Annotated in this window: 18 protein-coding genes and 2 tRNA genes; 9 read left to right on the top strand and 11 right to left on the bottom strand. The window is 60.0% G+C overall.

The window, feature by feature from the left end; genetic code table 11:
• Window positions 1-69 precede the first annotated feature (69 nt).
• Window positions 70-1,530, top strand: coding sequence for a M48 family metalloprotease (locus QC816_RS00375; RefSeq protein WP_309780543.1), 1,461 nt, complete (start codon window positions 70-72; stop codon window positions 1,528-1,530).
• Window positions 1,531-1,594: 64 nt separating this feature from the next.
• Here QC816_RS00375 and nadA read toward each other — a convergent pair whose 3' ends face one another.
• The 8 genes from nadA to purL all read right to left on the bottom strand — a co-directional run bounded on the left by nadA (window position 1,595) and on the right by purL (window position 11,678).
• The gene (gene nadA, locus QC816_RS00370) at window positions 1,595-2,623 is read right to left on the bottom strand and encodes a quinolinate synthase NadA (protein WP_085917078.1); all 1,029 of its coding nucleotides are present in this window, start codon (window positions 2,621-2,623) and stop codon (window positions 1,595-1,597) included.
• Between the two features lie 246 nt (window positions 2,624-2,869).
• A tRNA-Lys gene (locus QC816_RS00365) sits at window positions 2,870-2,945 on the bottom strand.
• A gap of 40 nt (window positions 2,946-2,985) precedes the next feature.
• A tRNA-Lys gene (locus tag QC816_RS00360) sits at window positions 2,986-3,061 on the bottom strand.
• Between the two features lie 103 nt (window positions 3,062-3,164).
• Window positions 3,165-4,028 carry a 23S rRNA pseudouridine(2605) synthase RluB gene (rluB, locus tag QC816_RS00355; protein WP_085917077.1) on the bottom strand — a complete coding sequence of 288 codons (864 nt, stop codon included), beginning with the start codon at window positions 4,026-4,028 and terminating at the stop codon, window positions 3,165-3,167.
• Window positions 4,015-4,842 carry an SMC-Scp complex subunit ScpB gene (gene scpB / locus QC816_RS00350; RefSeq protein WP_085917076.1) on the bottom strand — a complete coding sequence of 276 codons (828 nt, stop codon included), beginning with the start codon at window positions 4,840-4,842 and terminating at the stop codon, window positions 4,015-4,017. The genes rluB and scpB overlap by 14 nt, the downstream gene beginning before the upstream one ends.
• Window positions 4,839-5,801, bottom strand: a complete 963-nt coding sequence (locus tag QC816_RS00345; protein ID WP_085917075.1) for a segregation and condensation protein A — start codon at window positions 5,799-5,801, stop codon at window positions 4,839-4,841. Before QC816_RS00345 ends, scpB begins: the two co-directional genes overlap by 4 nt.
• A gap of 105 nt (window positions 5,802-5,906) precedes the next feature.
• Entirely contained in the window at window positions 5,907-7,715 is a 1,809-nt protein-coding gene (radD, locus tag QC816_RS00340) for a DNA repair helicase RadD (RefSeq protein WP_422823595.1), read from the bottom strand.
• 21 nt (window positions 7,716-7,736) lie between these two features.
• Complete coding sequence (purL, locus tag QC816_RS00335; protein ID WP_309780542.1) at window positions 7,737-11,678, bottom strand: phosphoribosylformylglycinamidine synthase; 3,942 nt, start codon at window positions 11,676-11,678, stop codon at window positions 7,737-7,739.
• Window positions 11,679-11,861: 183 nt separating this feature from the next.
• On the opposite strand from purL, the gene mltF reads away from it, so the two are divergent.
• Together mltF and QC816_RS00325 are read left to right on the top strand one after the other, a co-directional pair.
• Window positions 11,862-13,325, top strand: coding sequence for a membrane-bound lytic murein transglycosylase MltF (gene mltF / locus QC816_RS00330; protein ID WP_309780541.1), 1,464 nt, complete (start codon window positions 11,862-11,864; stop codon window positions 13,323-13,325).
• A 12-nt stretch (window positions 13,326-13,337) separates the two neighbouring features.
• The gene (locus tag QC816_RS00325; protein ID WP_309780540.1) at window positions 13,338-15,299 is read left to right on the top strand and encodes a GGDEF domain-containing protein; all 1,962 of its coding nucleotides are present in this window, start codon (window positions 13,338-13,340) and stop codon (window positions 15,297-15,299) included.
• A 1-nt stretch (window position 15,300) separates the two neighbouring features.
• On the opposite strand, the gene tadA is transcribed toward QC816_RS00325, so the two are convergent.
• Window positions 15,301-15,768: a tRNA adenosine(34) deaminase TadA gene (gene tadA / locus QC816_RS00320; RefSeq protein WP_217807966.1), complete on the bottom strand. Its 468-nt coding sequence runs from the start codon at window positions 15,766-15,768 to the stop codon at window positions 15,301-15,303.
• Between the two features lie 86 nt (window positions 15,769-15,854).
• Here tadA and QC816_RS00315 point away from each other — a divergent pair, with 86 nt between their 5' ends.
• Entirely contained in the window at window positions 15,855-16,676 is an 822-nt protein-coding gene (locus tag QC816_RS00315; RefSeq protein ID WP_085917071.1) for an acyl-CoA thioesterase, read from the top strand.
• 59 nt (window positions 16,677-16,735) lie between these two features.
• On the opposite strand, the gene QC816_RS00310 is transcribed toward QC816_RS00315, so the two are convergent.
• A complete protein-coding gene (locus QC816_RS00310) occupies window positions 16,736-18,007 on the bottom strand; it encodes a malic enzyme-like NAD(P)-binding protein (protein WP_309780539.1) in 1,272 nt (423 codons plus the stop codon).
• A 347-nt stretch (window positions 18,008-18,354) separates the two neighbouring features.
• A complete protein-coding gene (gene rpmE, locus QC816_RS00305; RefSeq protein ID WP_044630499.1) occupies window positions 18,355-18,570 on the bottom strand; it encodes a 50S ribosomal protein L31 in 216 nt (71 codons plus the stop codon).
• 144 nt (window positions 18,571-18,714) lie between these two features.
• Between rpmE and QC816_RS00300 the strand changes: the two genes are divergently transcribed.
• The 5 genes from QC816_RS00300 to hslU all read left to right on the top strand — a co-directional run bounded on the left by QC816_RS00300 (window position 18,715) and on the right by hslU (window position 25,467).
• A complete protein-coding gene (locus tag QC816_RS00300) occupies window positions 18,715-20,937 on the top strand; it encodes a primosomal protein N' (RefSeq protein WP_309780538.1) in 2,223 nt (740 codons plus the stop codon).
• Window positions 20,938-21,054: 117 nt separating this feature from the next.
• On the top strand, window positions 21,055-22,740 hold the full coding sequence (gene argS, locus QC816_RS00295) for an arginine--tRNA ligase (protein ID WP_264823638.1): 1,686 nt from the start codon (window positions 21,055-21,057) through the stop codon (window positions 22,738-22,740).
• Between the two features lie 3 nt (window positions 22,741-22,743).
• Window positions 22,744-23,466 carry an SPOR domain-containing protein gene (locus QC816_RS00290; RefSeq protein WP_264823639.1) on the top strand — a complete coding sequence of 241 codons (723 nt, stop codon included), beginning with the start codon at window positions 22,744-22,746 and terminating at the stop codon, window positions 23,464-23,466.
• Between the two features lie 136 nt (window positions 23,467-23,602).
• Complete coding sequence (gene hslV, locus QC816_RS00285) at window positions 23,603-24,136, top strand: ATP-dependent protease subunit HslV (RefSeq protein ID WP_066318308.1); 534 nt, start codon at window positions 23,603-23,605, stop codon at window positions 24,134-24,136.
• Window positions 24,137-24,144: 8 nt separating this feature from the next.
• Entirely contained in the window at window positions 24,145-25,467 is a 1,323-nt protein-coding gene (hslU, locus tag QC816_RS00280; protein WP_085917068.1) for an ATP-dependent protease ATPase subunit HslU, read from the top strand.
• The last annotated feature ends 16 nt before the right edge of the window (window positions 25,468-25,483 follow it).

Below are 25,483 nucleotides of genomic sequence, written 5' to 3'. Positions count from 1 at the left end.
CGGCACTTCACAAGGTGAATCAATGTCGTAAGTAGTGACCTAGCGCTTTCCATCACCGATGAGGATGACATGCCGCGCCTTTTTAACGCCTCAGCAGCCTGGACGCGTGCCTTAGCGTTCGCCTGCAGTACGACGCTGTTAATCCCCTCGCCTGCCGTCAGTGACGAGCAGACGCTACCCAGTCTGGGTAGCAGCTATTCGTCGGCTAGCGCCGAAGAACACCGGCTGGGCCGCGCTTGGCTGCGCCAGTTCCGCGCCCACGCCCCCCAATGGCAGGATCCCATTGCCCATGATTACTTGACCAGTCTGGTGGATCGCCTGGCCCCGCATAGCCAACTGGGCGACCTGGACGTGACCACCGTCATGGTCGACCATCGAACCCTCAATGCCTTTGCTGTCCCCGGTGGCGTGGTTGGGATTCACGCTGGCTTGTTCGCCTTTGCCGAAGACGAAGGGGCGTTTGCCTCAGTCATCGCCCACGAACTTGGCCACTTATCCCAACGCCACTATGCCCGTAGCAGCGAGCGCGCTGAACAGACCCAGCTACCGGCCATGGCCGGGATGCTGGCCGGTTTGCTGATCGCAGCGGGCGGCGGCGGTAATGCCGGCATCGCTACCGCCATGGGGTCTCAGGCCGCCCTCATTCAAGACCAACTCACCTACTCGCGCCGCTACGAGCAGGAAGCAGATCGCGTGGGCCTTCAGGCCATGGCCGATGCCGGCTATGACCCGGACGCCATGGCGCGCATGTTCCGTACTTTACAACGCATGTCCAGCCTTCAGGGTGGGACGCCACCGGAATTCCTGCTGACCCACCCGGTCTCGGAATCTCGCTTGAGCGATGCGCAGTCACGGGCCGCTCAGATGGACGTTGCCTCAAGCTACTCAAACGATACGCTCTACGACATGATTCGCGGCCGTGCCTTACTGCAGATTGATTCACAGTCGCCTCGGCAAGCCGTCTCCCGACTAGCTCAGGAAAATGCCAGCGAAACGGCACAGCGCTATGTAACGGCCCTGGTCGATGCTCAGTCCGGCCAAGTGGATACAGCGCTAAAAGCGCTTGATCGACTACGTGACGAACAGCCTGATCTTGCCATGTTACCGGCATCGGCGGCAGAGGTTGCCCTACAGGCGCAGCGCTACGATGAAGCGATCCAACGCAGCCAGCGGTTACTGCGTTTTATGCCTGACTACTTGCCTGCCCAGCTTATCTTAGCCGAGGCGCAACTTCAGCGGGATCCCAATGCCGCCTATGACATTCTGCGCGATGTAACCGCGCAACATCCTGAAAACCCGCAGGGCTTCAACCTGCTGGCAGAAGCTGCCGGGCGAAGCGGGCGCAACGGTTTGGGGCATCTGGCTCGGGCGGAATATCTTCAGCTTACCGGGCGCATGGATAGCGGTATTCGCCAGTTGGATATAGCCAAAGACGCCGCTGAACGCGAAAACGATCAGCGGACATTGGCACGCATCGAACAGCGACGCGAGGATTTCATGGACTACCGCGAGGCCCTGGAAGAGTTTTAGGCGCCACCGATTCAGGCAGATCACGGTCTCACGGACGCACGGCCAGACTGGGCGTGCGTGCTGGTTATGCGTTGAAGTTAAGCATCCGCTCCAGCGGCTTGAGCGCCAGCTGGCGCAACTCACTTCCGACCTGAATTTCGCCGCTACCTTCACGTAGCGCACCCGCCAGGTTGTCGAGGGCGTTCATGGCCATCCACGGGCAATGCGCGCAACTGCGGCAGGTCGCGCCGTTACCCGCTGTCGGGGCCTCGAATAACGTCTTATCAGGGACCGCTTGCTGCATCTTGAAGAAGATGCCGCGATCGGTTGCCACAATCAGCTGTTCGTTGGGCAGGGTTTTGGCCGCGTTGATAAGCTGCGATGTCGACCCAGCCACATCGGCCAACTGAACCACCGGCGCGGGCGACTCCGGGTGAACCAGCACGGCGGCATCCGGATACAGCCGCTTGAGATCTTCGACACCTTTCGCCTTGAATTCCTCGTGGACGATACAGGCACCGTCCCACATGAGCATATCGGCACCGGTTTTTTTCTGGATGTAGCCACCCAGGTGTTTATCGGGTGCCCAGAGGATTTTTTCGCCTTTGGCCTGAAGGTGCTCGATCACATCGACGGCAATCGATGAGGTGACCACCCAGTCGGCACGCGCCTTGACGGCAGCCGACGTATTGGCATAAACGACCACGGTGCGGTCAGGGTGGGCATCGCAAAAAGCGCTGAATTCGTCGGCAGGGCAGCCTATATCCAGCGAACAGGTCGCCTCCAAGGTAGGCATCAGCACGCGTTTTTCAGGCGACAGAATCTTGGCGGTTTCGCCCATGAAGCGCACGCCGGCCACGACCAGGGTAGTGGCATCGTGGCGGGCACCGAAGCGCGCCATCTCCAGCGAATCGGCCACACAACCACCGGTTTCTTCCGCCAGTTGCTGAATGGCGTCATCGGTATAGTAGTGCGCTACCAGCACGGCGTTATGCTGGTTAAGCAACTGCTTGATTTCTTCCACGCGCGCCTGGTCTTCGGCGGGTATGCGGGTCGGGCAGTACGGGCTTGGGAGCGGAGCATCAAGCTCAGCTTGAGTAGTCATAATAGTCATCGTGTCTACCACTGTGACGAACAGGGAATCCCCCTGTTAAACACCAGTCACGGCGTATGCACTCCGCACGCGCCGCTCTCGTTGACAGAAACCGCTTGCGTCTTTCGCGTTGGGTTTCTGTCGGTCTCAACATCAATGTGACTATTTTGGCGGGAAATGGTTGCTGACAGCAAGTCCAATTGTCAGGCATCAGGTTGTGCACATAGCAAAACACCCCTGACAGCGAACTGTCAGGGGTGTCGAATCTGGTGGGTCGTGCAGGATTCGAACCTGCGACCAATTGATTAAAAGTCAACTGCTCTACCAACTGAGCTAACGACCCGCTGCTCACACGGCGGCGGCAAATCTAAATAAAGTTCGGCTGGTGGGTCGTGCAGGATTCGAACCTGCGACCAATTGATTAAAAGTCAACTGCTCTACCAACTGAGCTAACGACCCGCCCGAACGGATGCATATCTTACGGATAGCCCACGCTATCCGCAAGTCTTTTTTGAACTTTTGCCTTAACGACCGCGCGATTTGCTCATATTACAAACGGCCTTTAGCGCCGCTTGGGCTTGCGCATTGCCTGCACCGGGCGGCGCTTGTTTTTATCGCGGCTCCAACGGTTCTTTTCATCCGGCGTCAGCTCGGGAACCTTGCGGGTTTCCAACTGGGCCAGTGCCGCCAGGTCATCCACTTCATCCTGAGAAAGCTCGACCCACTCTCCCGCCTTGGCGCGCTTATCAAGGAAAATATTGCCGTAACGAACCCGTTTCAAACGACTTACCGTCAACTCCTGAGACTCCCAGAGTCGACGAACCTCGCGGTTTCGGCCTTCCAGAATGACCACATGGAACCAGGTGTTGATCCCTTCGCCGCCGAACTCCTGAACATCGGTGAACCGGGCGGGACCATCTTCCAGCATCACACCGTCTACCATGGCCATGATATGTTCACGCTTCACTTCACCCATCACGCGCACCGCATATTCACGCTCGACCTGCGTCGAGGGGTGCATCAAGCGGTTGGCCAGCTCGCCGTCAGTGGTGAAGAGCAAAAGCCCACTGGTGTTGATATCCAGGCGACCGATGGCAATCCAGCGCTCGCCTTTCAAGCGCGGCAGGCGATCGAACACGGTGCGACGGCCTTCGGGATCCTTGCGGGTACACAACTCGCCTTCCGGCTTGTTGTACATGATCACCCGGCGCGGTGTTTCGTCTTCCGCTCTCAGCGTCACCAACCGGTCGTCAAGGCTGACCTTGTCGCGCGCTTCAACACGGTCGCCCAGTTTGGCGACCTGATTGTTGACCTTGACGCGGCCGTCGGCAATCACGGTTTCCATTTCACGCCGCGAGCCAAGACCGGCACGGGCGAGAACTTTTTGCAGCTTTTCGCTGGTAGGGGGGGTATTACTCTGACTCATGGTCGTCTGACCTCTCATCATGGGTCTGCGTGCGCGCCTCCTGGTCATCGGATCGCTGCGCACGTGCTGCCAGGCGTGCCTCTAAATCGGCAAAGCTCAGCGGCTGGGTTAACGCCGTCTCGGCGTGCGTCTCGGCGCTATCGGCCGTTTCGGGTGGCGCATCCTGCACGGTTTCGGGCGCGTCGTCCAGTGCTTCCTGCGTGTCAGAAGACGGCGAATCCGGCAACAGCGTTTGCCCGTCGTTCGTATCAGGCACATCAGCGGCGTCCTGGCCATCGGCTTCCCCACTGACCAGCTCGTGCATCGGCGGCAGGGCATCCAGGGTTTTCAAGCCGAAATCATCCAGAAAACTGCGCGAAGTCGCGTAGACCGCCGGCCTTCCCGGCACGTCACGGTGCCCGACCACGCGTATCCAGCCACGCTCCATCAGCGTACGCATGATCGAGCTGCTCACGCTGACCCCGCGGACATCTTCAATGTCACTGCGGGTCACCGGCTGTCGATAGGCAATCAATGCCAGGGTTTCGAGCAGTGCCCGTGAGTAACGCTGGGGGCGCTCATCCCAGAGCCGCGACACCCACTGCGAAAGCCGCGGGCGAATCCGCAACTGATAACCCGATGCCGTTTCGATAAGCTCCAGGGCGCCGTGTTCATGACGCTCGCTCAACCGGACCAGTACTTCGCGAAGCTCGTATCGAGACGGGCACTCGCCATCCAGAAACAACGTTTCCATGCGCTCCAGCGGGAGTGGTTCCCCCGCCGCCAGTAACGCGGCTTCGAGTATTTCCTCCAACGGCGAATCAATCTCACTCATGGTGCTTCCCTGTCGGCAGGTGCTTCAAACGCGCTTTCTTCATCAGAATGTTCGCCAGCGTCATCGATTGCAAAGGCGTCTTCGGGGTCATGGCCGTCGCTAATGGCAGCGGGGCGCGCGCGCACATGGATTGGTGAGAGCGGGGCATTTTGCACGATATCGATCATGGCTTCCTTGGCGAGCTCCAGAATCGCCATGAACGTCACCACAACGCCTGCCCGCCCCTCTTCCAGGGTAAACAGCGCGGCAAAGGGCACGTAGTGCGGCTCGCCGCCCTCACCACCGAGCCGCTCCATGATGGCGAGCATCCGTTCACGGGTGGAGAGTACCTCACGGCTAATATGGTGCGCCTGGGCAAGCTCGGCGCGCTTGAGAATATCGGCCAGTGCGCCCAACAGTTCATCCAGCTCGACCGGCGGATGAATGACCCGCGCCTCCAGCGGCGGCAAACCTGCCTGCACGCTGAACCAGTCGCGGCCAACGCGTGGCAGCGTATCCAGCGACTCGGCGGCTTCCTTGAGGCGTTCATACTCTTGCAGGCGACGGATCAATTCTGCCCGCGGATCCTCTTCATCCTCGCCTTCCGCTTTGGGCGGCCGGGGCAGCAAGGTGCGCGACTTGATCTCGGCCAGCATCGCCGCCATCAGCAGATACTCGCCCGCCAGCTCGATCTCCATGGCCTTCATCAGTTCCACGTATTCAATGTACTGATGCGTAATGGTGGCCACGTTAATCGTCAGAATATCCAGATTCTGGCGGCGAATCAGGTAAAGCAGTAAGTCAAGCGGCCCTTCAAAGGCTTCCAAAAAGACGCGCAGCGCCTCCGGCGGGATATATAAATCCTCCGGCAATTGAGTGATCGGCTCGTTGAAGAGCCGCCCCAGCGCTTCGGCCACCGGCGCTGTGTCCGAGGTGTCCGTGCTTGAGGGGGCCTGTTTAGCACTTGGCGTCTCGCTCACGCGGGTCGGTTCCTCAGTTAGATAGGCGATTTTTAAGGCTGTATGTATCTGCTAATGGATCAATATTCCAATATCGGCATTACTTAATAAAGTGACCCCGCCACCTTAACCTGCATCGCTGGCTTTGCGGTAGCGGCCCTGATAATCAAACAGCTTATCGCGAAGCTGCCAGTGACGCCCTACCTTGCGCCCGACCACGAAGTCGGGATGGCGCAGGCGGCGCTGTTCGCTGACAACCTCCTGCGGCGTGGCAGGTTGCCAGGGCATACCCGGCGCGCGCAAATGATCACGCAAAAATGCAACGTAGAAAGCACGCCGTTGCGCCGATGTTTCCAGGGCAAACCATTCCGCCAGGCTCGCGCCGTCTTCATCATGATAGGTGACCTTGAGTCGCGGCAGCCCGCGCCCGTTGGTGGCAGCTTCCAGTAACATGCCACTGACCCTAAGCACCCTGGCGTCTTTCAGCCTCAGGGCATCCTTGAGCTTGCTATCCGCGTCGACCAGCAGCGTTTGGCAGCCGTGGCAACGGCGGGCGGCGATATCGTTCTCGGCGCCGCATTCATCGCAGACTTTGAAGCGAAAGCGAAACTCGCATTGGCGACGCGTGCCGTTTTCGTCCTCGACAAGCCCCTGGCAGCGGCGGCCAAAATGCTCGATCACCAGTTCACCGTCACGCTTGCCCCAGTACAGGTTGGCATGACCACATTCAGGACAAGTTACCTGCACCGGCTCGCTATCGCTATCCGGCCTGGGTTCACCCACTTCCGGCGCGTAGAGGTCCCACGGGTTGCCTGCATAGTCGAGCACCAGGCAGTCCTGTTTGCCAGGCGACAAGCGCAGCCCCCGGCCCACCATCTGCTGATACAGGCTGACCGACTCGGTGGGCCGCAGTATTGCAATCAAATCCACGTGGGGAGCATCAAAGCCAGTGGTCAGCACGGCCACGTTGACAAGGTATTTAAGTCTTTGGGCTTTGAAGGCGTCGATAATCGCCGTGCGGTCCTGCGATACAGTGGCGCCGGTAATCAGCGCCGCCTCCCCCATCGGCAGATAGCCCATGATCTCTTCCGCATGGGCCACGGTCGCGGCAAAGATCATCACACCCTGGCGCCCCTCCGCCAACTCGACGACCTGGCGGATAATACCCGGCGTGGCACGATTGCCGGCCACCACCTGATTCAACGCCGCCTCCGTGTAAGCACCCGTCGCCGCCGGTATCAGGCGGGAAAAATCATACCCTTCGACCGCCATATCACGCCGCTTGGGCTCGGCCAGATAGCCTTGCTTAACCATCAATCTGAGCGGCTGCTCGAACACGCAGTCGCGAAAGAAGCAGTCATCACTGCCTTTCACCATGCCGTGATAATGGTGGTGATAGATGAACCCCTGCCCCAGACGATATGGCGTTGCCGTAAGGCCTAGTATTTTAAGCTGTGGGTTTTGCTGCTGCAGGTGATCGATTACCTGACGATAGCTGGCGTCTTCATTGAGCGAAATACGGTGGCATTCATCAACCACCAGCAAGGTGAAGCGACCGTCGGCAAAACGATCCAGGTTTCGCACCACCGACTGCACCGAACCAAAGACCACCTGTCGCTCGGCCTCTTTACGCTTCAACCCGGCACTGAAAATATCGGCTTCCAGGCCGTAGGCCTGATACTTGGCGTGGTTCTGCTCGACCAGCTCGCGCACGTGTGCCAGCACCAGCACTCGCCCTCGCGCCAGACGGGCAAGCTCGGCAATCACCAACGATTTACCGCTTCCCGTGGGCAATACCACCACCGCCGGGGCGTGGGAAGCACGGAAATGTTCAACCACACGGCCAACCGCCTGGCTCTGATAGGGGCGCAGTTCGGGGGTCATCACGTCAGTCGCGAAAGGCGGCCCTGAGGCCGCCTTTTCAGGGTGTGTCATCCATCACCTGGCATTTGTGCGTCAGGCCTCGCCTAACCACGCTCGGGCATTGCGGAACAAGCGCAGCCATGCACCATCCTCGGTCCATTCGCTGGGGTGCCAGGAATTAGTCACCGCCCGCGCCACGCGTTCAGGGTGCGGCATCATGATCGTGACGCGCCCGTCAGGCGTGGTCAGCCCGGTAATTCCCGATGGTGACCCGTTAGGGTTCGCCGGGTAACGGGTCGTTGCCTGACCATAGTTATCGATGTAGCGCAGGGCGACCTGACTGCTCGACTGCATCCGGCGCAGGTGCGCACTGTCGCGGAACGCCGCCTGACCTTCACCGTGAGCAACAGCGATGGGCAACTGCGAGCCTTCCATGCCAGCCAACAGGATGGAGGGGCTCTTTTCCACCCGGACCATGGAAAGGCGCGCCTCGAACTGCTCGGATTCGTTGCGCACAAAAGCGGGCCAGTCTTCCGCGCCGGGGATCAATGACCGAAGCTGCGATAGCATCTGGCAGCCGTTGCACACCCCCAGCGAGAAACTGTCGTCACGCTTGAAGAATGTCGCAAACTGTTCCCGGACACGCTCGTTGAACAGCACTGACTTCGCCCAGCCACCGCCAGCGCCTAATACGTCGCCGTAGGAGAAACCACCGCAGGCGACCAGGCCTTTGAAATCATCGAGCGACACCCGCCCTTCAAGGATATCGCTCATATGGACGTCGACAGCGTCAAACCCGGCCTTGTCGAATGCCCAGGCCATTTCCACCTGGCCATTGACCCCCTGTTCACGCAGCACGGCCATGGCCGGTTTCGTAGTATTGATAAACGGGGCGCTGATATCATCATTGATATCGAAACTTGGTGAAGCGCTGAGACCAGGGTCGCGAACGTCGAGCAACTGATCGAATTCATTCTTGGCACATTCGGGGTTATCACGCAGCGCCTGCATGCGATAACTGGTTTCAGACCAGGTGCGCTGGGTGAGTTGGCGAGTGGTTTCGAGTAACGGCTCTTCGAACAGCGTCACGCGCACCTGATCGTCGTAGCGCGGGCGGGCAATCACGCCGCAGGTCTCAATACCGGCCACGGCGAACTGGGTCAGCACCTCTTCGGTATCCTGACGGTTGACCTGGATCACCGCCCCCAATTCTTCGGAAAACAGCGCGCCAAACGCTTCCACCGGCTCGTCGATCAGCCAGTCGAGCTTGATTTCAAGCCCGGAATGGGCGGCAAAGGCCATCTCCAGCAGCGTCACCAGCAAACCGCCGTCACTGCGGTCATGGTAGGCAAGCAGCTTGCCATCGCGGTTGAGCCCCTGAATGACTTCGAAGAACGCCTTGATGTCTTCGGCGTCATCCACATCCGGGCACTCATTGCCAACCTGACCGTATACCTGCGCAAGCGCCGAGCCGCCTATCCGATTCTGACCGTTGCCCAGATCGATCAATATCAGGTCGGATTCATCCTGCTCCAGATTGATCTGCGGCGTTAAGGTCGCCAGGGCATCGGTCACGGGTGCGAAGCCGGTAATCACCAGCGACAGCGGCGAGGTAATGGACTTCTCTTCCACCTCCCCCTTGGGATTTTCGGCCTGCCAGGCGGTACGCATCGACATGGAGTCCTTGCCTACCGGTATGGCAATGCCCAGCGCCGGGCAGAGTTCCATGCCGACCGCGTGCACGGCATCGTAAAGTGCCTGGTTCTCGCCAGGGTAGTCGGCAGCGCTCATCCAGTTGGCCGACAGCTTGACGTCGCCCAGCTTTGCTATTGGCGCCGCTGCCAGATTGGTAATCGCCTCGGCCACCGCCAGACGGGCGCTGGCGGCGGGGTCAATCAGGGCTACCGGCGGGCGTTCGCCCATGGCCATCGCCTCGCCCGCATGGGTGTCAAAGCTCGCCGTCGTCACGGCGACATCCGCGACAGGTACCTGCCAGGGGCCGACCATCTGATCCCGGGCCACTTGCCCTGTAATGGAGCGATCACCGATGGTAATCAGGAAGCTTTTCGAGGCCACCGTGGGCAGACGCAGGACGCGGTCCAGCGCCTCGCGCAGGTCCAGATTGTCGAGCATCACGCCCGACAGCGTTGGTGACTGGCGATTGAACTCACGCAGCATTTTGGGCGGTTTGCCGAACAGGACACTCATCGGCAGGTCAACCGGCCGGGTCTCGAAATGACCGTCGCGCACTTCAAGGTGGTGCTGCTCAAGCGCTTCACCGACCACCGCATAGGGGCAACGCTCGCGGGCACACAGCGCCTCAAACGTCGCCAGGTCATCAGCCGCTACCGCCAGCACATAGCGCTCCTGGGCTTCATTGCACCAGATTTCCAGCGGGCTCATGCCCGGCTCGGCATTGGGCACCGCGCGCAAGTCAAACAGACCGCCCCGGCCACCGTCCTTGACCAGCTCTGGCAGGGCATTGGAAAGTCCGCCGGCACCGACATCGTGAACAAAACGGATGGGGTTATGATCGCCCATCGCCCAGCAGCGATCGAGAACCTCTTGTGCTCGGCGCTCGATTTCCGGATTTTCCCGCTGCACGGAGGCAAAATCCAGGTCGGCACTCGACACGCCGGAGGCCATACTGGAGGCAGCCCCGCCACCCAGGCCGATCAGCATCGCCGGGCCGCCCATGACGATGAGCTTGCCGCCGACAGGAATATCACCTTTCTGGACGTGCTGGGCACGAATATTGCCGTAGCCGCCGGCGATCATGATCGGCTTATGGAAACCGCGCCGTTCGATGCCGTCTTCGCTGAGCACGTCCTGCTCGTAGGTGCGGAAATAGCCGGTCAGGTTGGGTCGGCCAAATTCGTTGTTGAAGGCCGCACCGCCGATCGGGCCATCCAGCATGATCGAAAGCGCCGACTGCATGCGCTCGGGTTTGCCATAGTCGAAGGCTTCCCAGGGCTGAACAAACTCGGGAATACGCAGGTTGGAAACGGTAAAGCCGGATAGCCCCGCTTTGGGCTTACCGCCAATACCGGTCGCCCCTTCGTCGCGAATTTCACCGCCCGAGCCGGTCGCCGCACCGGGAAAAGGCGCAATGGCTGTCGGGTGGTTATGGGTTTCCACTTTCATCAGGATGTGGATAGGTTCCTGATGGGTGGCGTACAGGGCGCGCTCGTCGTCGTCCCCGGTCAAGGGAGTGGCAAAAAAGCGCCCGGCCTGGCTCCCTTTGATGACCGCCGCGTTATCGCTGTAGGCAGACAGGACGTTGTCCGGCGATGTGGCAAAGGTATTCTTGATCATCTTGAACAGCGAATGACTTTGCGGCTCGCCGTCAATCAGCCAGTCGGCATTAAAGATTTTATGGCGGCAGTGCTCGGAGTTCGCCTGGGCGAACATCATCAACTCGACATCGCTTGGATTGCGATCCAATTCATTGAAGGCATCGACAAGATAGTCAATCTCGTCATCGGCAAGTGCCAGCCCCAGCTCATGGTTGGCGGTGGCCAGGGCTTCACGGCCGCCGGTGATGATATCCACACTGCCCAGCGGGGCCGGGTCGTGGTGGGCAAACAGCTTGGCGGCATCCGTGGCATCGGTGAGTACGCTTTCGGTCATACGGTCATGCAGAAGGGCAGTCAGCGCGTTGAGTCCCTCCTCATCCGGCATGACGGTAACACTTATCCGATAATCGACACCGCGCTCTATGCGGCTGACCTGGTGCAAACCACAGTTATGCGCGATATCAGTGGCCTTGGACGACCAGGGAGACTGGGTCCCTATGCGCGGCACCACCAAAAAACGCTGTGCGCCCTTGGGTGGTTCAACCGCTGCTTCATGGCCGTAATCCAACAGCTGAACCAGCCGCTGGTGAGCGTCTGCCTCCAACGGCGCGTGATGGTCGATAAAGTGAACGTAGTCGGCGGATAGCGCCTCGACCTCGGGAACACGTTCACGCAGCACCGCTAATAGCCGAGCATGACGGAAGGCAGAAAGGGCGGGTGCGCCTCGCAGTTCGAGCATATCCAGAAGCCTCTAGAGCAGGGGGAATTCGAGCAGGGAAATCACCGGGCCGCCGAGCGGCCTTCTTTTATGACACTGATTGCCCCTATGATACTGGAAAGCGTCGGCCACACGAAATCAACAAGGTGACAGTCTGCTGATGGCTGGGTATCGTGGCAGCTTATCCTGCGCCGACAAGACACCATGCTGACGCTGATTTGCCGACATTTTATCGCTCGCTCAAGCTATTACTATGCACTAACAGCCATTGCGCTGCTGGTGATGATGCCGACCTTTTCATTTGTGCCGGACGGCGAACACCTGAACCAGATACGCCAGCGCGACTTCATCACCCTGCACACTCGAAATACGCCGACCACCTATTATGAAGGCCGTCATGGGCCAACTGGCTTCGAGTATGAACTCATGCGCCGTTTTGCCGATCGCCTGGGGGTTAGCCTGAATATCGATGCCAGCCACCACCCGGAGAGCGTGCTCACAGCGGTGCGTGAAAAAGGCGACCTGGGAGCGGCAGCGCTTCCCTTGCTCACCGACACGCCAGGCATTCACTACACCCGTCCGATCATCAACATGCAGCCACTCGTGGTCTACCGTCGCGGACTCAACGGCATCGATGAACCCGGCGACCTCGTCGGGCTCTCGCTGGGCACACTGAGCGGAGCGGGCACAAGCAAAGCATTACGCGAGTTGCAGGAAGATTATCCCGAATTAAGCTGGCGCGAGTCCCACGAGCTGGAAGTTGCCGAACTATTGGCCCAAATCGAAGATGGCCGTTTCGATGCGGCGGTGATTTTCGAACATCAGTTCCGCATTAACCGGCTGTTTTTTAAAGATGTCGAAGATGGCTTCCCGCTGGGTGACCCGGTCTCGATGGCATGGGCGGTTCCCAGCGGGCGGGGACTGGGGTTGCTTGAATCGGCTAACCGCTTTCTTGAAGACCTTCAACAGACAGGGACTCTCGACCAACTTGTTGCACGCTATTTCGGCCATGACGACTACCTAGAGTATGTCGGTACACGCACCTTTCTCTCCCATCTGGATGCCCGTCTTCCCCGCTTCACCGAGGATTTCAAGCAGGCCGCCGAGAATACCGGCTTCGACTGGAAACTGCTTGCCGCCATCGGTTACCAGGAGTCCCACTGGGACCCCGATGCCGTCTCCCCCACCGGCGTCCGCGGTCTGATGATGCTTACCCGCCCTACCGCCAAGGAAATGGATATTGAGAATCGCCGCGACCCAGCGCAAAGCATCGACGGCGGCTCGCGTTACCTGCGCAGCCTCATGGATCGCCTTCCTGACGACATCACAGGAGACGACCGCCTGTTTATGGCAATGGCGGCCTATAACGTCGGTCTGGGGCATCTTTACGATGCGCGCAAAATCGCGGAAATGCGCGACGGCGACCCGGACAGCTGGACGGATGTGCGCAAAGCGCTCCCATTGCTGCAACAGCGCGAATGGCATAGCAAAACGCGCCACGGTTACGCACGCGGGGGAGAGCCCGTCATTTATGTGCGTAACATTCGCCGCTACTACGAAATGCTTGAGTACGTTGAACGCAGTCGCCAGCAGTTCTTTCAGCTAGAGCAAACGCCTGTCAACGCAGACCCACTGTTAATGTTCGAGTTGATACCGCCGCTTGATTAAGTCGAGACCGTAATGCCTCAAACGCTTCGCAGCCGCTTTGCGCTGACACTTGCTATCGTCGTAATGCTGGGGGCGACAACGCTGCTGTGGGTAACACCAGGGATGACGACCCTGGCACTGTGGTTGCTGGCACTTGCCAATCTAGCTGCCATGCGCGGAATCTGGCCATTGGCATGCCTGCTTGCTTTTGGCGTACTAGGGATGCTCGCACCGGGCATGCTCAGCTACCTGCTGCCCGAAGCCTGGCTATCCACCGCCAGTTGGCAACGACTGGCCGAGCACTTTTTACCGGATGCGACGACTGAAACACTCAGGGCGCCGCTACTCACGACGGTCGCCCTGCAACTGACTGCGCTCAGTCTAATTCTGCAGTTACGCGCGCGACTGGGCGCACCGTTATTAAGCGCTTCGGCCGCGCTTTTACTCGGCCTGCAAGGCATTGAACCCGCCCTGTATCCTGGCTTCTCCCCCCTGCTCGACTACGCAACGTCCTGGCCCGTGCTAATCCTCCACGCGGCCCTTTTGACCGCACAGGTGGTTCATGCCCTTCCCTATTGGCGAGGCAAGCGACGCTATTTGGCTGTAACGTTATGGTCAACGCTTGCCGTGGTCGGCTTTTCGTTGCTGCTTTGGCAACAGCTTCACCTGCACGCCGAACGCGCGCTCTACCAGCGCGCCGAGACCCGCGTACAAACCCTGGCAACACAGCTCAGCCGCGAAATTACCGCCCATCTCGACGCCATGCGCCGCTTTGCGCGCACCTGGGAGCTTCAGTCGACGCCCCCCAGTTATGCCCAATGGGTCCAGCAGGCAGAAGGCTATCAGAAAGACTTTGACTACCTGATCAACATGGCCTTCATCACACCTGACAGCGGTATTCGACAGGTATACCCCGCTACACCGCTCAACCTGAGCACCCTGGGGCTACGCCTTTTCGACGCACAGCCAGCAGGACGTCGCGCGCTGGAGCCGGCATTAAATGGCGAGCGCGAGGGCAGCACCGATATCATCCAGCTACTCCAAGGCGAACGCGGCATGATCCACTATTTGCCCGTCAAAAATGAGCAGCAAGCGCCCATAGGCGCGGCGGCCATGGTCATAAGCTTCCCCCAGTTGGCTGATACCCTCTTCAAGCAATTAACGGACGCTGAAGGTATTATCCAATGGCACAGCGACGAGCAGATACTCGCCGTCTACGGCGATACCAGACACCCGGGCCCATGGATTTACCACCACCAAGTGATGCTTGGCGATAAGGCGCTGACACTCTCGGATCGACCGCGACGCAACTACCTGCTGAGCCAGCTCCCCCGGCTGCCCACCTTGAGCCTCGTGCTGGGCCTGACATTTGCCTATCTCGTGTATCTGGTCATCTATAGCTTCAAGCGCCTGGGTTACCAACATCGCGCCATGCTGCAAAGCAATACTTCGTTGCAGCAGGAAATACGCACTCGCAGTCAGTTACAGCGCGAGATTGAATGGCTGGCTAGCCATGACGAGCTAACCGGCATCCCCAACCGGCGCCACTTTCTCGACCACGTCAGCGCACACCGGTCAAAGCGGCCACTCAGCCTGGCGCTGTTTGATATTGACCACTTCAAGCGCGTCAACGACCAATTGGGTCATCTGGTAGGCGACGACTACCTGGCACACATCGCGTTGCTGGGAGAGGCGCTTATGGAACAGCATGGCGGTATTTTTGCGCGTTACGGTGGCGAGGAATTTGTCGCCTTGCTGCCCGGCCTGAACATGGACGCCGCCCGAAAGCTGGCCGATACGCTGCGCTTGCAGGTTATCGATACCTGCTTGACCCATGCCGATGGCAAGCCAATCACTCTGAGCGCTGGGGTCGTGAGTGTCACCGACCCTCAACCGTTCGACATGACGCGCTTGATGCAAACCGCCGACAAAGCCCTTTATCGTGCCAAGCGGGAAGGGCGTAACCAAATCGCCACCGGCGGCATTGACGACTAGGCTATCGGTCTGCCTCGTTCCGCCTGGCGGCAAAAAAAGCTTTTAAGCACTTGCTTGCCTGCCCCGCCAATACCCCACCCCGAACATCGATGGCATGATTGAACCACGGCTGCGCCAGCAGATTGGCTTTAGACTCCACCATTCCCGTGCGCGGCTCGGCAGCTGCGTAGACCAGGCGGCGCAGGCGAGCGTGGATCATCGCCCCAACACACATCATGCAGGGCTCCAGCGTCACGAATAACGTACAACCGGACAAGCGATAGTTACCTACCTGCCGGGCCGCCGCGCGAAGAGCACGAACCTCTGCATGACCACTGGGGTCACAACTGGATACCGGGGCATTGCCAGCTTCACCGATAATCCTGCCATCAGCGTCAACCACCACGGCCCCCACCGGCACTTCGCCCATTTCAGCCGCCAGATGCGCCTGGTCCAACGCCCGGTGCATGTAAAATTCATCGCTGCGAATCACAGCAAACTCCGTTAAGGTAACAAAACGATCGTATGAACGGCGCCATTGAGCGCCGCCGAATGAGAGACTACAGGATACCCAGAATGGCAGACGCGCTGAATACGCTGGTCAACTTGCTTGAGCTTGAAGCCCTTGAAGACACCCTTTTTCGCGGCCAAAGTCAGGACTTGGGATTCCCCCAACTCTACGGCGGGCAGGTATTGGGACAGGCGCTCGCCGCCGCCAGTCGCACCGTGCCCGTCGAGCGTCGCCCGCATTCCCAGCACGGCTATTTCCTGCGCCCCGGAGACCCCCACCGGCCGGTGGTCTATCAGGTGGATACCATTCGTGACGGGGGCAGCTTCACCACACGCCGCGTGACAGCAATTCAAAAGGGCCGCCCGATCTTTTTCTGCAGTGCCTCGTTTCAGAGCAACGAAACAAGCTTCAGTCATCAGCGCGCAATGCCTGAGGTGCCGACTCCCGAATCATTGATAGACAGCGGTGATGTCAAGCATTCTCGCTTCCCTGGCCACCCGATCGAGTTTTTGCATCTCAAGGGGAATCCAGATCGGTCACACCCTGCCGGTCAGTGCCTGTGGTTTCGCCTGGCTGGCAGCCTGCCCGATGACGCGGCCCTTCACCGTCATTTGCTCTCCTACGCGTCCGACTTTAACCTGCTGACCACCAGCCTGACGCCCCACGGCATCCGCTATACCGATCCGCAGCTGCGCATTGCAAGCCTGGATCATGCCCTCTGGTTACACGAAGACACCCGCCTGGACGATTGGCTACTGTACGTTATCGATTCGCCGTGGGCAGGCAGCGCCCGCGGACTTGCGCGGGGGCATATCTACCAGCGCGACGGCCGCCTGGTTGCCTCTACCGCCCAGGAAGGCCTGACACGCTATTCCACCGCTGACTGAACGACCAACGCCCGCTGGATAGCGGGCGTCAGAATAAACAGTCGCGGATATTGCGGGCTCTATTCGCCGTAAACGTCATTAATTGACTGTAGTGGATAGTGCGCCGGATATGGCTTACGTGCCACGCCAGAATCCACCGCGGCCTGAGCCACCGCCGAAGAAACCCGCGCCAGCAACCTTACATCGACGGGCGTGGGAATGATGTACTCGCGGCCAAATTGCATCTCGGTGCGTTCATAGGCATCCAGCACCTCCTGGGGAACCGGCTCGCGAGCCAGGTCCTTGAGTGCATGAACCGCCGCCAGCTTCATGGCCTCATTGATGCGCGTCGCGCGCACGTCGAGGGCGCCGCGAAAGATAAACGGGAAGCCCAGGACATTATTCACCTGATTGGGGAAATCGGAGCGGCCGGTTGCCATGATCACATCCGGACGCGCCTCGCGAGCAACATCGGGATGAATCTCGGGATCAGGGTTAGTGCAGGCGAAAATCACCGGATCCGGCGCCATTGTTTTCACCTGCTCAGCCGACAACAAGCCAGGGCCTGACAAACCGATAAACACGTCGGCGCCATCGATGGCGTCATCCAGGGTGCGCATGTGCGTATCACGGGCAAACTCGGCCTTGTATTCATTGATGCCTTCGCGATCGCTGTGAATAACCCCGCGCCGGTCAAGCATGATCAGGTTTTCCTTACTCGCCCCACAGGATACCAGCAGTCGCATACAGGCAATGGCCGCCGCACCTGCGCCCATGCAAACGATCTTGACGTCTTCGATGGTTTTACCCGCGATATCCAGCGCGTTCAGCATGCCCGCGGCGGTGACAATCGCCGTGCCGTGCTGATCGTCATGAAACACGGGAATGCTGCAACGCTCAATCAGCGCCTTTTCGATCTCAAAACATTCAGGTGCCTTGATATCTTCCAGATTAATGCCCCCCCAGGTATCGGCGATGCGGGCCACGGTGTCAGTAAACGCCTGCGGGCTTTCGGCATCCACCTCGATATCCACCGAGTTGATGCCGGCAAAACACTTGAACAGCACGCCCTTGCCTTCCATCACCGGCTTGCTCGCCATTGGCCCCAGATTGCCCAACCCAAGGATCGCACTGCCGTCGGAAATGACCGCGACCAGATTCCCTTTGCCGGTATATCGGTAGGCGTTTTCGGCTTCGCGAGCAATCTCCCTGACCGGCTCGGCCACCCCAGGACTATACGCCAGCGCTAAATCCCGTGCCGTCGCGGTGGGTTTGGTCAACTCCACCGACAGCTTGCCGGGAATCGGCTTCGCGTGATAATCCAAGGCGGCCTGCTTGTTTGCATCGGTCATGGTCAAGGGTCCAGTTACATAGAAAGGAGATAAGTGGTGCCAGAATATAGAAAAACCCCGGCCCGCTCAAGCAAGCGGTAAACCCGGCATAAAAACGGTCGTTTAATCGACGTTTACCCTCATTTCGTAACATTTCAAACATTTTTAGTGAAATTTACACGTAAACACTTCAACGGTAACGATTGTTTTTATTAATGCAATGCAGCATTTATGGAAAATTTTTCCATTTTATCCTGGCATTTGGCTATTACCTGTTGCCAACGCTCTCGTCACGCACAAAAAAACCCACGCCTTGGCGTGGGTTTTCGCAAGCCCTGGGGCTTTCGATATGGCAGGTCCGTAAAGGATCAGCCGCGCTTGATAGCAGCGCCGAAACGCTTGTTGAAGCGCTCTACACGGCCACCGGTGGTCGCTTGTTTCTGCTTACCGGTGTAGAAAGGGTGGCAGTTGGAGCACACGTCCAGGGAAAAATCCTGACCCGACGTGGAGCCCACCTGGAAGCTGGCACCGCAGGAACAGTTGGCGGTGACCGTGTTGTAATTCGGATGGATACCTTGTTTCATCTTGAGCCTCATCAGCGGTATGCCGCCACCTGATCTCGTGCCAGGCACCGCATACGGGTTTAAAAAACGACTAACCGGTTAATCGCTCCTTCGTTTAAAGTCAGAGCGGCCGCGTATTCTAGCAAAACTAATGCCGGAGGCCAATTGTCCGACGCTGTTTCCGCCCAGGTGCTCAAAATCGCCCTGCCGTCGCCCTTGCGACGCCTGTTCGACTACTTGCCCAACCGCCAGACACCGCCTGGCGGTTGGCAGCCAGGATTGCGCGTCCGCGTCCCGTTCGGCCATCGCGATGTCGTCGGTGTGGTCGTTGAACTGGCGGACCACAGCGACCTGTCGCACGCCCAACTGCGCAGCGTCAGCGAAACGTTGGACGATGCTCCCCTGCCCGCCGATTGGCTATGGCTTTGCCAGTTCACGGCACGCTACTACCAGCATAGCCTGGGCGACACCCTGGCCATGGCCATGCCTGCACGGATGCGCCAGGGCCACCCCATGGCCGGACGCACGCAAACACTTTGGCGGGCGTCGGGCCCGCCGGGCGATGACCGCTTGAGCCGCGCCCCGAAACAGGCGGCGTTACACGCGCTGTTGCAACAGCATCCCCACGGCTTGCCGGGACGCGCGGTCAATGCGCATGGATTTAGTCGCGACCAGTTGCTCGCGCTGGAAAAAAAGGGCCTGGCCGAGGCACAAGACATTACCATCACCGCCCCCACGCCACCCGGCGGCAGCCTGCTGGCAAGCCCTGCGCTGCCGCTTAACCGGGAACAGGCGACGGCGCTGGCCGCCCTGCATGAAAAACTCGATGACTACCACCCTTGCTTACTGGAAGGCGTTACCGGCAGCGGCAAGACCGAAGTTTACCTGCAACTGATCGAGGCCGTGGCAGCCAAGGGAAAGCAGTCGCTGGTACTGGTCCCCGAAATAGGCCTGACCCCACAGACGCTGTCACGCTTCAAAAGCCGCTTCCGCGTGCCCGTCGTGGCATTGCACTCGGGACTTACCGACCCCGAGCGCCTGGACGTCTGGGAGGCGGCAGCCTCCGGGCGGGCCTTGATCATCATCGGCACCCGATCAGCGATTTTCACCCCACTCGCCAACCCCGGCGCGATTATCGTCGATGAAGAGCACGACGGTTCCTATAAGCAACAGGACGGTTTGCGCTATCACGCGCGGGACCTGGCCGTGGCCCGTGCCCACCACCATAAAATACCGCTGTTGCTGGGTAGTGCCACACCGTCTCTGGAAAGTCTACAGCAAGCATTAACCGGGGCTTACCGGCACTTGCGCTTGACCCAGCGGCCCAGCCGTCACCCGCCCGCCAAACTCGAACTGGTGGACATGCGTCACCAGCGGCGCCAGGGCGGCCTATTACCAGCCTCCCTCAGCGCCATCAAAAATACCCTGGCCGCTGGCAAACAGGTGCTGATTTTCATCAACCGGCGAGGCTTTGCGCCGACACTGGCCTGCCACAGCTGCGGCTGGCTCGCCGAATGCGGCCAGTGTGATGCCCGCATGACCCTGCACCGCCAGCCACCTCTGCTTGCCTGCCACCACTGCGACAGCCGCCGCGCCCTGCCAGACGCCTGCCCGGAATGCGACAGTGGCGATTTACGCGCCCTGGGCAGCGGCACGGAACGTACCGAGGAGACCCTGCAAAGCCTTTTCCCCAAGACCAAGGTGCAGCGCATCGATCGCGACAGCACGCGGAAAAAGGACAGTTTCGAGCAGATGCTCAAGGAGATTCAGCGTGGCGAACCCTGCCTGCTGGTGGGCACACAAATGCTCGCCAAGGGCCACCACCTCCCCCATGTGACGCTGGTGGTGGTGGTCAATGCCGATGGTGGACTCTACGCAGCAGATTTCCGCGCCCTGGAACACAGCGCCCAACTGCTCGAACAGGTTGCCGGTCGTGCTGGACGAGCGGCCCACCCAGGGCGCGTGCTGGTACAGACCCTGCATCCCGACGATCCGCAACTGGGCCAGCTTGCCGAACACGGCTATGGCACACTGGCGCGCAGCCTGCTGGAAGAGCGCCGCCTCGCCCAGTTGCCGCCGTTTTGCTTTATGGCACTACTGCGTATTGAAAGCCCCAAAGAGGAAGCAGCTCTTGGCCTGGCCCGGCAGGCCGCCCAGGCTCTGCGCCAATGGCTATCCAATAGCGACACACCCGCACGCTGCCTGGGACCGGTGCCCGCCCCCATGGAGCGCCGCCAGAACCGTTACCATCTGCAAGTCATGCTGACCGCGGATAAGCGCAGCCAGCTCCACGCCGCCGCCAGTTGGCTGACACAATGGCTTGAAGCCAACCGCGACGCACGCCGGGTTCGCTGGTCGATTGACATTGATCCACAAAGCTTGTCCTAGATGCCAGCCGACACACCGCTTTGAAACTGCGCCTCAATTGCCGATAATGGGGCACCTTGCCGCTGAATAGCGATGCGTGCATGCCCACGCCGCCACTGATAACACCCGGATACTTAAATGAAAGACACGATTAGTTCACTGCTCGACGGCGCGGTCTCCGCGCTCAAGCACCAAGGCGTGCTGCCCGCTGATCTAGCGCCCACCATCAAGGTGGACCCCACCAAGGACAAGGCTCACGGAGATTACGCCACTAATCTGGCGCTGATGCTGGCCAAGCCCGCCGGCATGAAACCCCGCGAGCTGGCTGACGCCCTGGTAGCGGCGCTGCCGTCGAGCGACGCCATCCAGAAAACCGAGATTGCTGGCCCTGGATTCATCAACTTCTTTGCTGCCTCGGACGCCGCCGCGCAAATTGTCGCTCAGGTGCTCGACAGCGGCGATGCCTTTGGTCGCAGCCTGATCGGCAGGGGTGAGAAAGTGCAGGTCGAGTTTGTCTCCGCCAACCCCACCGGGCCACTGCACGTGGGCCATGGCCGCGGCGCTGCGATCGGCGACTGCCTGTGTCGTCTGCTCGATGCCAGCGGCTATGACGTGACCCGCGAGTTCTATTACAACGATGCGGGCGCGCAAATTGCCAACCTGGCAGGTTCGGTACAGGCGCGCGCCAAAGGCCTGGGTCCTGACGACCCAAGTTGGCCGGAAGACGGCTATCGCGGTGAATACATCGTGGATGTTGCCAGGGACTTCATGGCGGGCAAAACGGTGAGCGCCGATGATCGCGAGGTCACCGCCAATGCCGACGCCGATGACCTTGACGCGATTCAAGCCTTTGCCGTGGCCTGGCTACGCAGGGAGCAGGACCTCGACCTGAAGGCGTTCGGCGTCGAGTTCGACGTGTACTTTCTGGAGTCTTCGCTATATGCCGACGGCAAGGTGGATGCCACGGTCGAACAGCTCATCGCCGCAGGCCACACCTATGAAGAAGACGGTGCCATGTGGCTGCGCACCACCGACTTCGGCGACGACAAGGACCGCGTGATGCGCAAGCGGGAAGGCGGCTATACCTACTTCCTGCCCGACGTGGCCTACCACCTCGACAAGTGGCAGCGAGGCTTCACGACGGTGATCAACGAGCAGGGGGCCGACCACCACTCGACCATCACCCGGGTACGCGCCGGTCTGCAGGCGCTGGATGTCGGCATCCCCAGGGGTTGGCCGGATTACGTGCTGCACCAGATGGTGATGGTGACCCGCTCCGGCGTTGAAGTAAAACTCTCCAAGCGCGCAGGAAGCTACGTCACTGTGCGCGACCTGATCGACGAAGTGGGCCGCGACGCGACGCGTTTCTTCCTGGCCGCCCGCCGGGCCGACTCGCAACTGACTTTTGATATTGACCTGGCACGCTCCCAGTCCAATGACAACCCGGTCTACTATATTCAGTACGCCCACGCCCGGGTGTGCAGCATGCTGCGCAAGGCCGAAGCGGCGGAGCAGCCTTTCGATCACGACCTTGCCATGGCCAATCTGGCCCTGCTGGACAGCGATCAGGAACGCGCCGTACTCAATCGCCTGGCCCGCTACCCGGAAGTCATCGAAAACGCCACCCACAACCGTGAACCCCAGCAGGTCGCCCAATACCTGCTTGACCTAGCAGGTGATTTCCACACCTGCTATAACGCCGTCAAGGTCATGGTTGAAGACGACACCCTTCGCAACACACGCCTGGCGCTGGGCCTTGCGACCCGCCAGGTGCTGCGTAACGGCCTGGATTTAATGGGGGTCAGCGCCCCCGAGGAGATGTAACCCATGGCGAGCCCGCGTAAAAAGCCCGCCCGCCGCGGCGCTACCAGCCAGCGCAAATCGCCCCGCCCCTCAAGTGGTGGATTCCGTTTACCCGGCTGGCTATGGGGTCTGGCGGGCATGGCGGCCGGTTTCTTTCTGGCCCAACACCAGCATGGCACAGCCCCCTGGCAGGACACCGCGGATGACGCCACCCAAACGACGTCTGAATCAAGCGCTGAGGAGCGGAATGCACGTGAGGCCGCCCGGGAAACCGAAGACTCGACAGAGCCCTCCATGCCGACCTTCGAGTTTTACACCCTGCTACCTGAAACCGAGGTGATTGCCCCCGGCGTGGCCCCTCCTTCAAGCGTTGAGACGCCGACTGCCGCCGAAGCCGATAGCCCCAGCAGCGATGGCGACACCGTCGACGATCCCATCGCCCAGGTGATCGCGGCCAATATGCGCCCGGAAGAACAGGTCACCACCGCGCAGCAAACGGCCAATGAAGACGGTGCCCGCTACGTGTTGCAAGCGGCATCGTTTCGCGAGCTGGACGATGCCGAACAGTTGCGTCAACGGCTGCGTAACTTGAGCCTGCTGGCACAGATCAGCGAGATCCAGGCCGACGGCAGCACCTGGCATCGTGTGCAGGTGGGTCCTTACGAGGATACCCGCGAACTCAACCGCGCTCAGGACTTAATGGCCACCCAAGGCATTGAGCCGCTGCTGATTCAACTGCAAAACTGACAAACTCACTCCCCAATGACGTGCGGGCGGTTGATTTTTTATCGACCGCCCGCATTTTGTTGAGAACTGCTTAAAGAGGGTCGAGCACCGACCCGATCGTCATCGGGAGCAAGCCTCCCCCCAAGGAGTTACCTCCATGACCACCATCGTATCCGTGCGTCGCGGAAACCAAGTCGCCTTAGCGGGTGACGGCCAGGTATCACTGGGCAACACCGTGATGAAAGGCAATGCCAGCAAGGTACGCCGCCTCTACCGGGGCAAGGTACTGGCGGGCTTTGCGGGTGGCACCGCCGATGCTTTCACCCTGTTCGAACGCTTTGAAGCTCAGCTTGAAAAATACCAGGGGCACCTCACCAAGGCTGCCGTCGAGCTTGCCAAGGACTGGCGCACCGACCGCGCCCTGCGCCGCCTCGAAGCCCTGTTGGCCGTGGCCGACCACAGTGCTTCGCTGATCATTACCGGCAACGGTGACGTCGTCGAGCCCGAGCGCGGCATTATCGCCATTGGCTCAGGCGGCAACTATGCCCAGGCAAGCGCTCGGGCACTGCTGGAAAATACCGAACTGGGTGCCCGGGAGATCACTGAAAAATCCCTCGCTATCGCTGGTGACATCTGCGTGTTCACCAATCACCACATCACGCTTGAAGAGCTGAACACCAACGAACGTTGAGGCCCCTTATGACCCAGATGACACCCCGCGAAATCGTCCACGCCCTGGACCAATATATTATTGGACAACAGGATGCCAAACGCGCCGTTGCCATTGCGTTGCGCAACCGCTGGCGCCGCATGCAGCTCGACGATGAGCTGCGCCCGGAGGTTACGCCCAAGAACATCCTGATGATCGGCCCTACCGGCGTGGGTAAAACCGAGATTGCCCGTCGCCTGGCCAAACTGGCGCGCGCGCCGTTTATCAAGGTGGAGGCTACCAAGTTTACCGAGGTTGGCTATGTGGGTCGCGACGTCGAATCGATCATTCGCGACCTGATCGAAGCGGCCATCAAGATGGTCCGCGAACACGCCAAGGAAGAAGTCGCCCATCGGGCCGAGGATGCCGCCGAAGACCGCATTCTCGATGCGCTACTGCCCCCACCTCGCGGCCAGGAAGACAAGCCCCGCGAGGATAACGGCACCCGCCAGACGTTCCGCAAGAAGCTGCGTGAAGGAGAACTGGACGACAAAGAAATCGATATCGAGATTTCCGCCCAGGGTCAGGGGATCGACATCATGACGCCCCCCGGCATGGAAGAGATGACCAGCCAGTTGCAGAGCCTGTTTTCCAACATGGGCCAACAGAAGCGCGAGACACGCCGCGTCAAGGTCAGAGAAGCCTTCGGACTGTTGCGCGATGAAGAGGCCAGCAAGCTGGTCAACGAGGAAGAGATCAAGGCCCGCGCCGTGGAAGCGGTCGAGCAGCATGGTATCGTTTTCCTGGATGAAATCGACAAGGTCGCCAAGGGCAGTGGCCAGTCGAGTGGCGGCGACGTCTCCCGCGAGGGTGTGCAGCGCGACTTGCTACCGCTTATCGAAGGATCGACCGTCTCGACCAAGTACGGCATGGTCAAGACCGACCACATCCTGTTTATCGCCTCCGGTGCCTTCCATCTGTCGCGGCCATCGGATCTGATCCCCGAGCTTCAGGGCCGCCTGCCCATCCGCGTCGAGCTGGATGCGCTGACACCCGGTGACTTCAAACGCATCCTGACCGAGCCGTCTGCCTCGCTGACCAGGCAGTACACGGCCTTGCTGGCCACCGAAGGGCTGAACGTCGAGTTTACCCAGGACGGCATCGAGCGCATCGCCGAAATCTCCTGGCAGGTCAACGAGGGCACCGAGAACATCGGCGCGCGGCGCCTGCATACCGTCATGGAGCGTCTACTGGAAGAGGCTTCGTTCAAGGGTGGCGACATGGAAAGCCCGCTACTGATTGACGCCGATTACGTGAATGCCCAACTCGGTGAGCTAGCCGTCGACGAAGACCTGTCGCGCTATATTCTGTAACCTGTCGGCTCGGCAG

Origin of the sequence: Vreelandella janggokensis, assembly GCF_031451615.1 — a bacterium.
GTDB lineage: Bacteria > Pseudomonadota > Gammaproteobacteria > Pseudomonadales > Halomonadaceae > Vreelandella > Vreelandella janggokensis.
Note: the sequence above shows the minus strand (reverse complement) of the source record. Positions and strands in the feature narration are given on the sequence as shown.

Bases quoted from the DNA above. Each gene is read 5' to 3' on its own strand.
- QC816_RS00375 (WP_309780543.1), top strand. From the start codon at position 70: ATGCCGCGCCTTTTTAACGCCTCAGCAGCCTGGACGCGTGCCTTAGCG.
- nadA (WP_085917078.1), bottom strand. From the start codon at position 2,623: ATGACTATTATGACTACTCAAGCTGAGCTTGATGCTCCGCTCCCAAGC.
- rluB (WP_085917077.1), bottom strand. From the start codon at position 4,028: ATGAGTCAGAGTAATACCCCCCCTACCAGCGAAAAGCTGCAAAAAGTT.
- scpB (WP_085917076.1), bottom strand. From the start codon at position 4,842: ATGAGTGAGATTGATTCGCCGTTGGAGGAAATACTCGAAGCCGCGTTA.
- radD (WP_422823595.1), bottom strand. From the start codon at position 7,715: ATGACACACCCTGAAAAGGCGGCCTCAGGGCCGCCTTTCGCGACTGAC.
- purL (WP_309780542.1), bottom strand. From the start codon at position 11,678: ATGCTCGAACTGCGAGGCGCACCCGCCCTTTCTGCCTTCCGTCATGCT.
- mltF (WP_309780541.1), top strand. From the start codon at position 11,862: ATGCTGACGCTGATTTGCCGACATTTTATCGCTCGCTCAAGCTATTAC.
- QC816_RS00325 (WP_309780540.1), top strand. From the start codon at position 13,338: ATGCCTCAAACGCTTCGCAGCCGCTTTGCGCTGACACTTGCTATCGTC.
- QC816_RS00315 (WP_085917071.1), top strand. From the start codon at position 15,855: ATGGCAGACGCGCTGAATACGCTGGTCAACTTGCTTGAGCTTGAAGCC.
- QC816_RS00310 (WP_309780539.1), bottom strand. From the start codon at position 18,007: ATGACCGATGCAAACAAGCAGGCCGCCTTGGATTATCACGCGAAGCCG.
- rpmE (WP_044630499.1), bottom strand. From the start codon at position 18,570: ATGAAACAAGGTATCCATCCGAATTACAACACGGTCACCGCCAACTGT.
- argS (WP_264823638.1), top strand. From the start codon at position 21,055: ATGAAAGACACGATTAGTTCACTGCTCGACGGCGCGGTCTCCGCGCTC.
- QC816_RS00290 (WP_264823639.1), top strand. From the start codon at position 22,744: ATGGCGAGCCCGCGTAAAAAGCCCGCCCGCCGCGGCGCTACCAGCCAG.
- hslV (WP_066318308.1), top strand. From the start codon at position 23,603: ATGACCACCATCGTATCCGTGCGTCGCGGAAACCAAGTCGCCTTAGCG.
- hslU (WP_085917068.1), top strand. From the start codon at position 24,145: ATGACCCAGATGACACCCCGCGAAATCGTCCACGCCCTGGACCAATAT.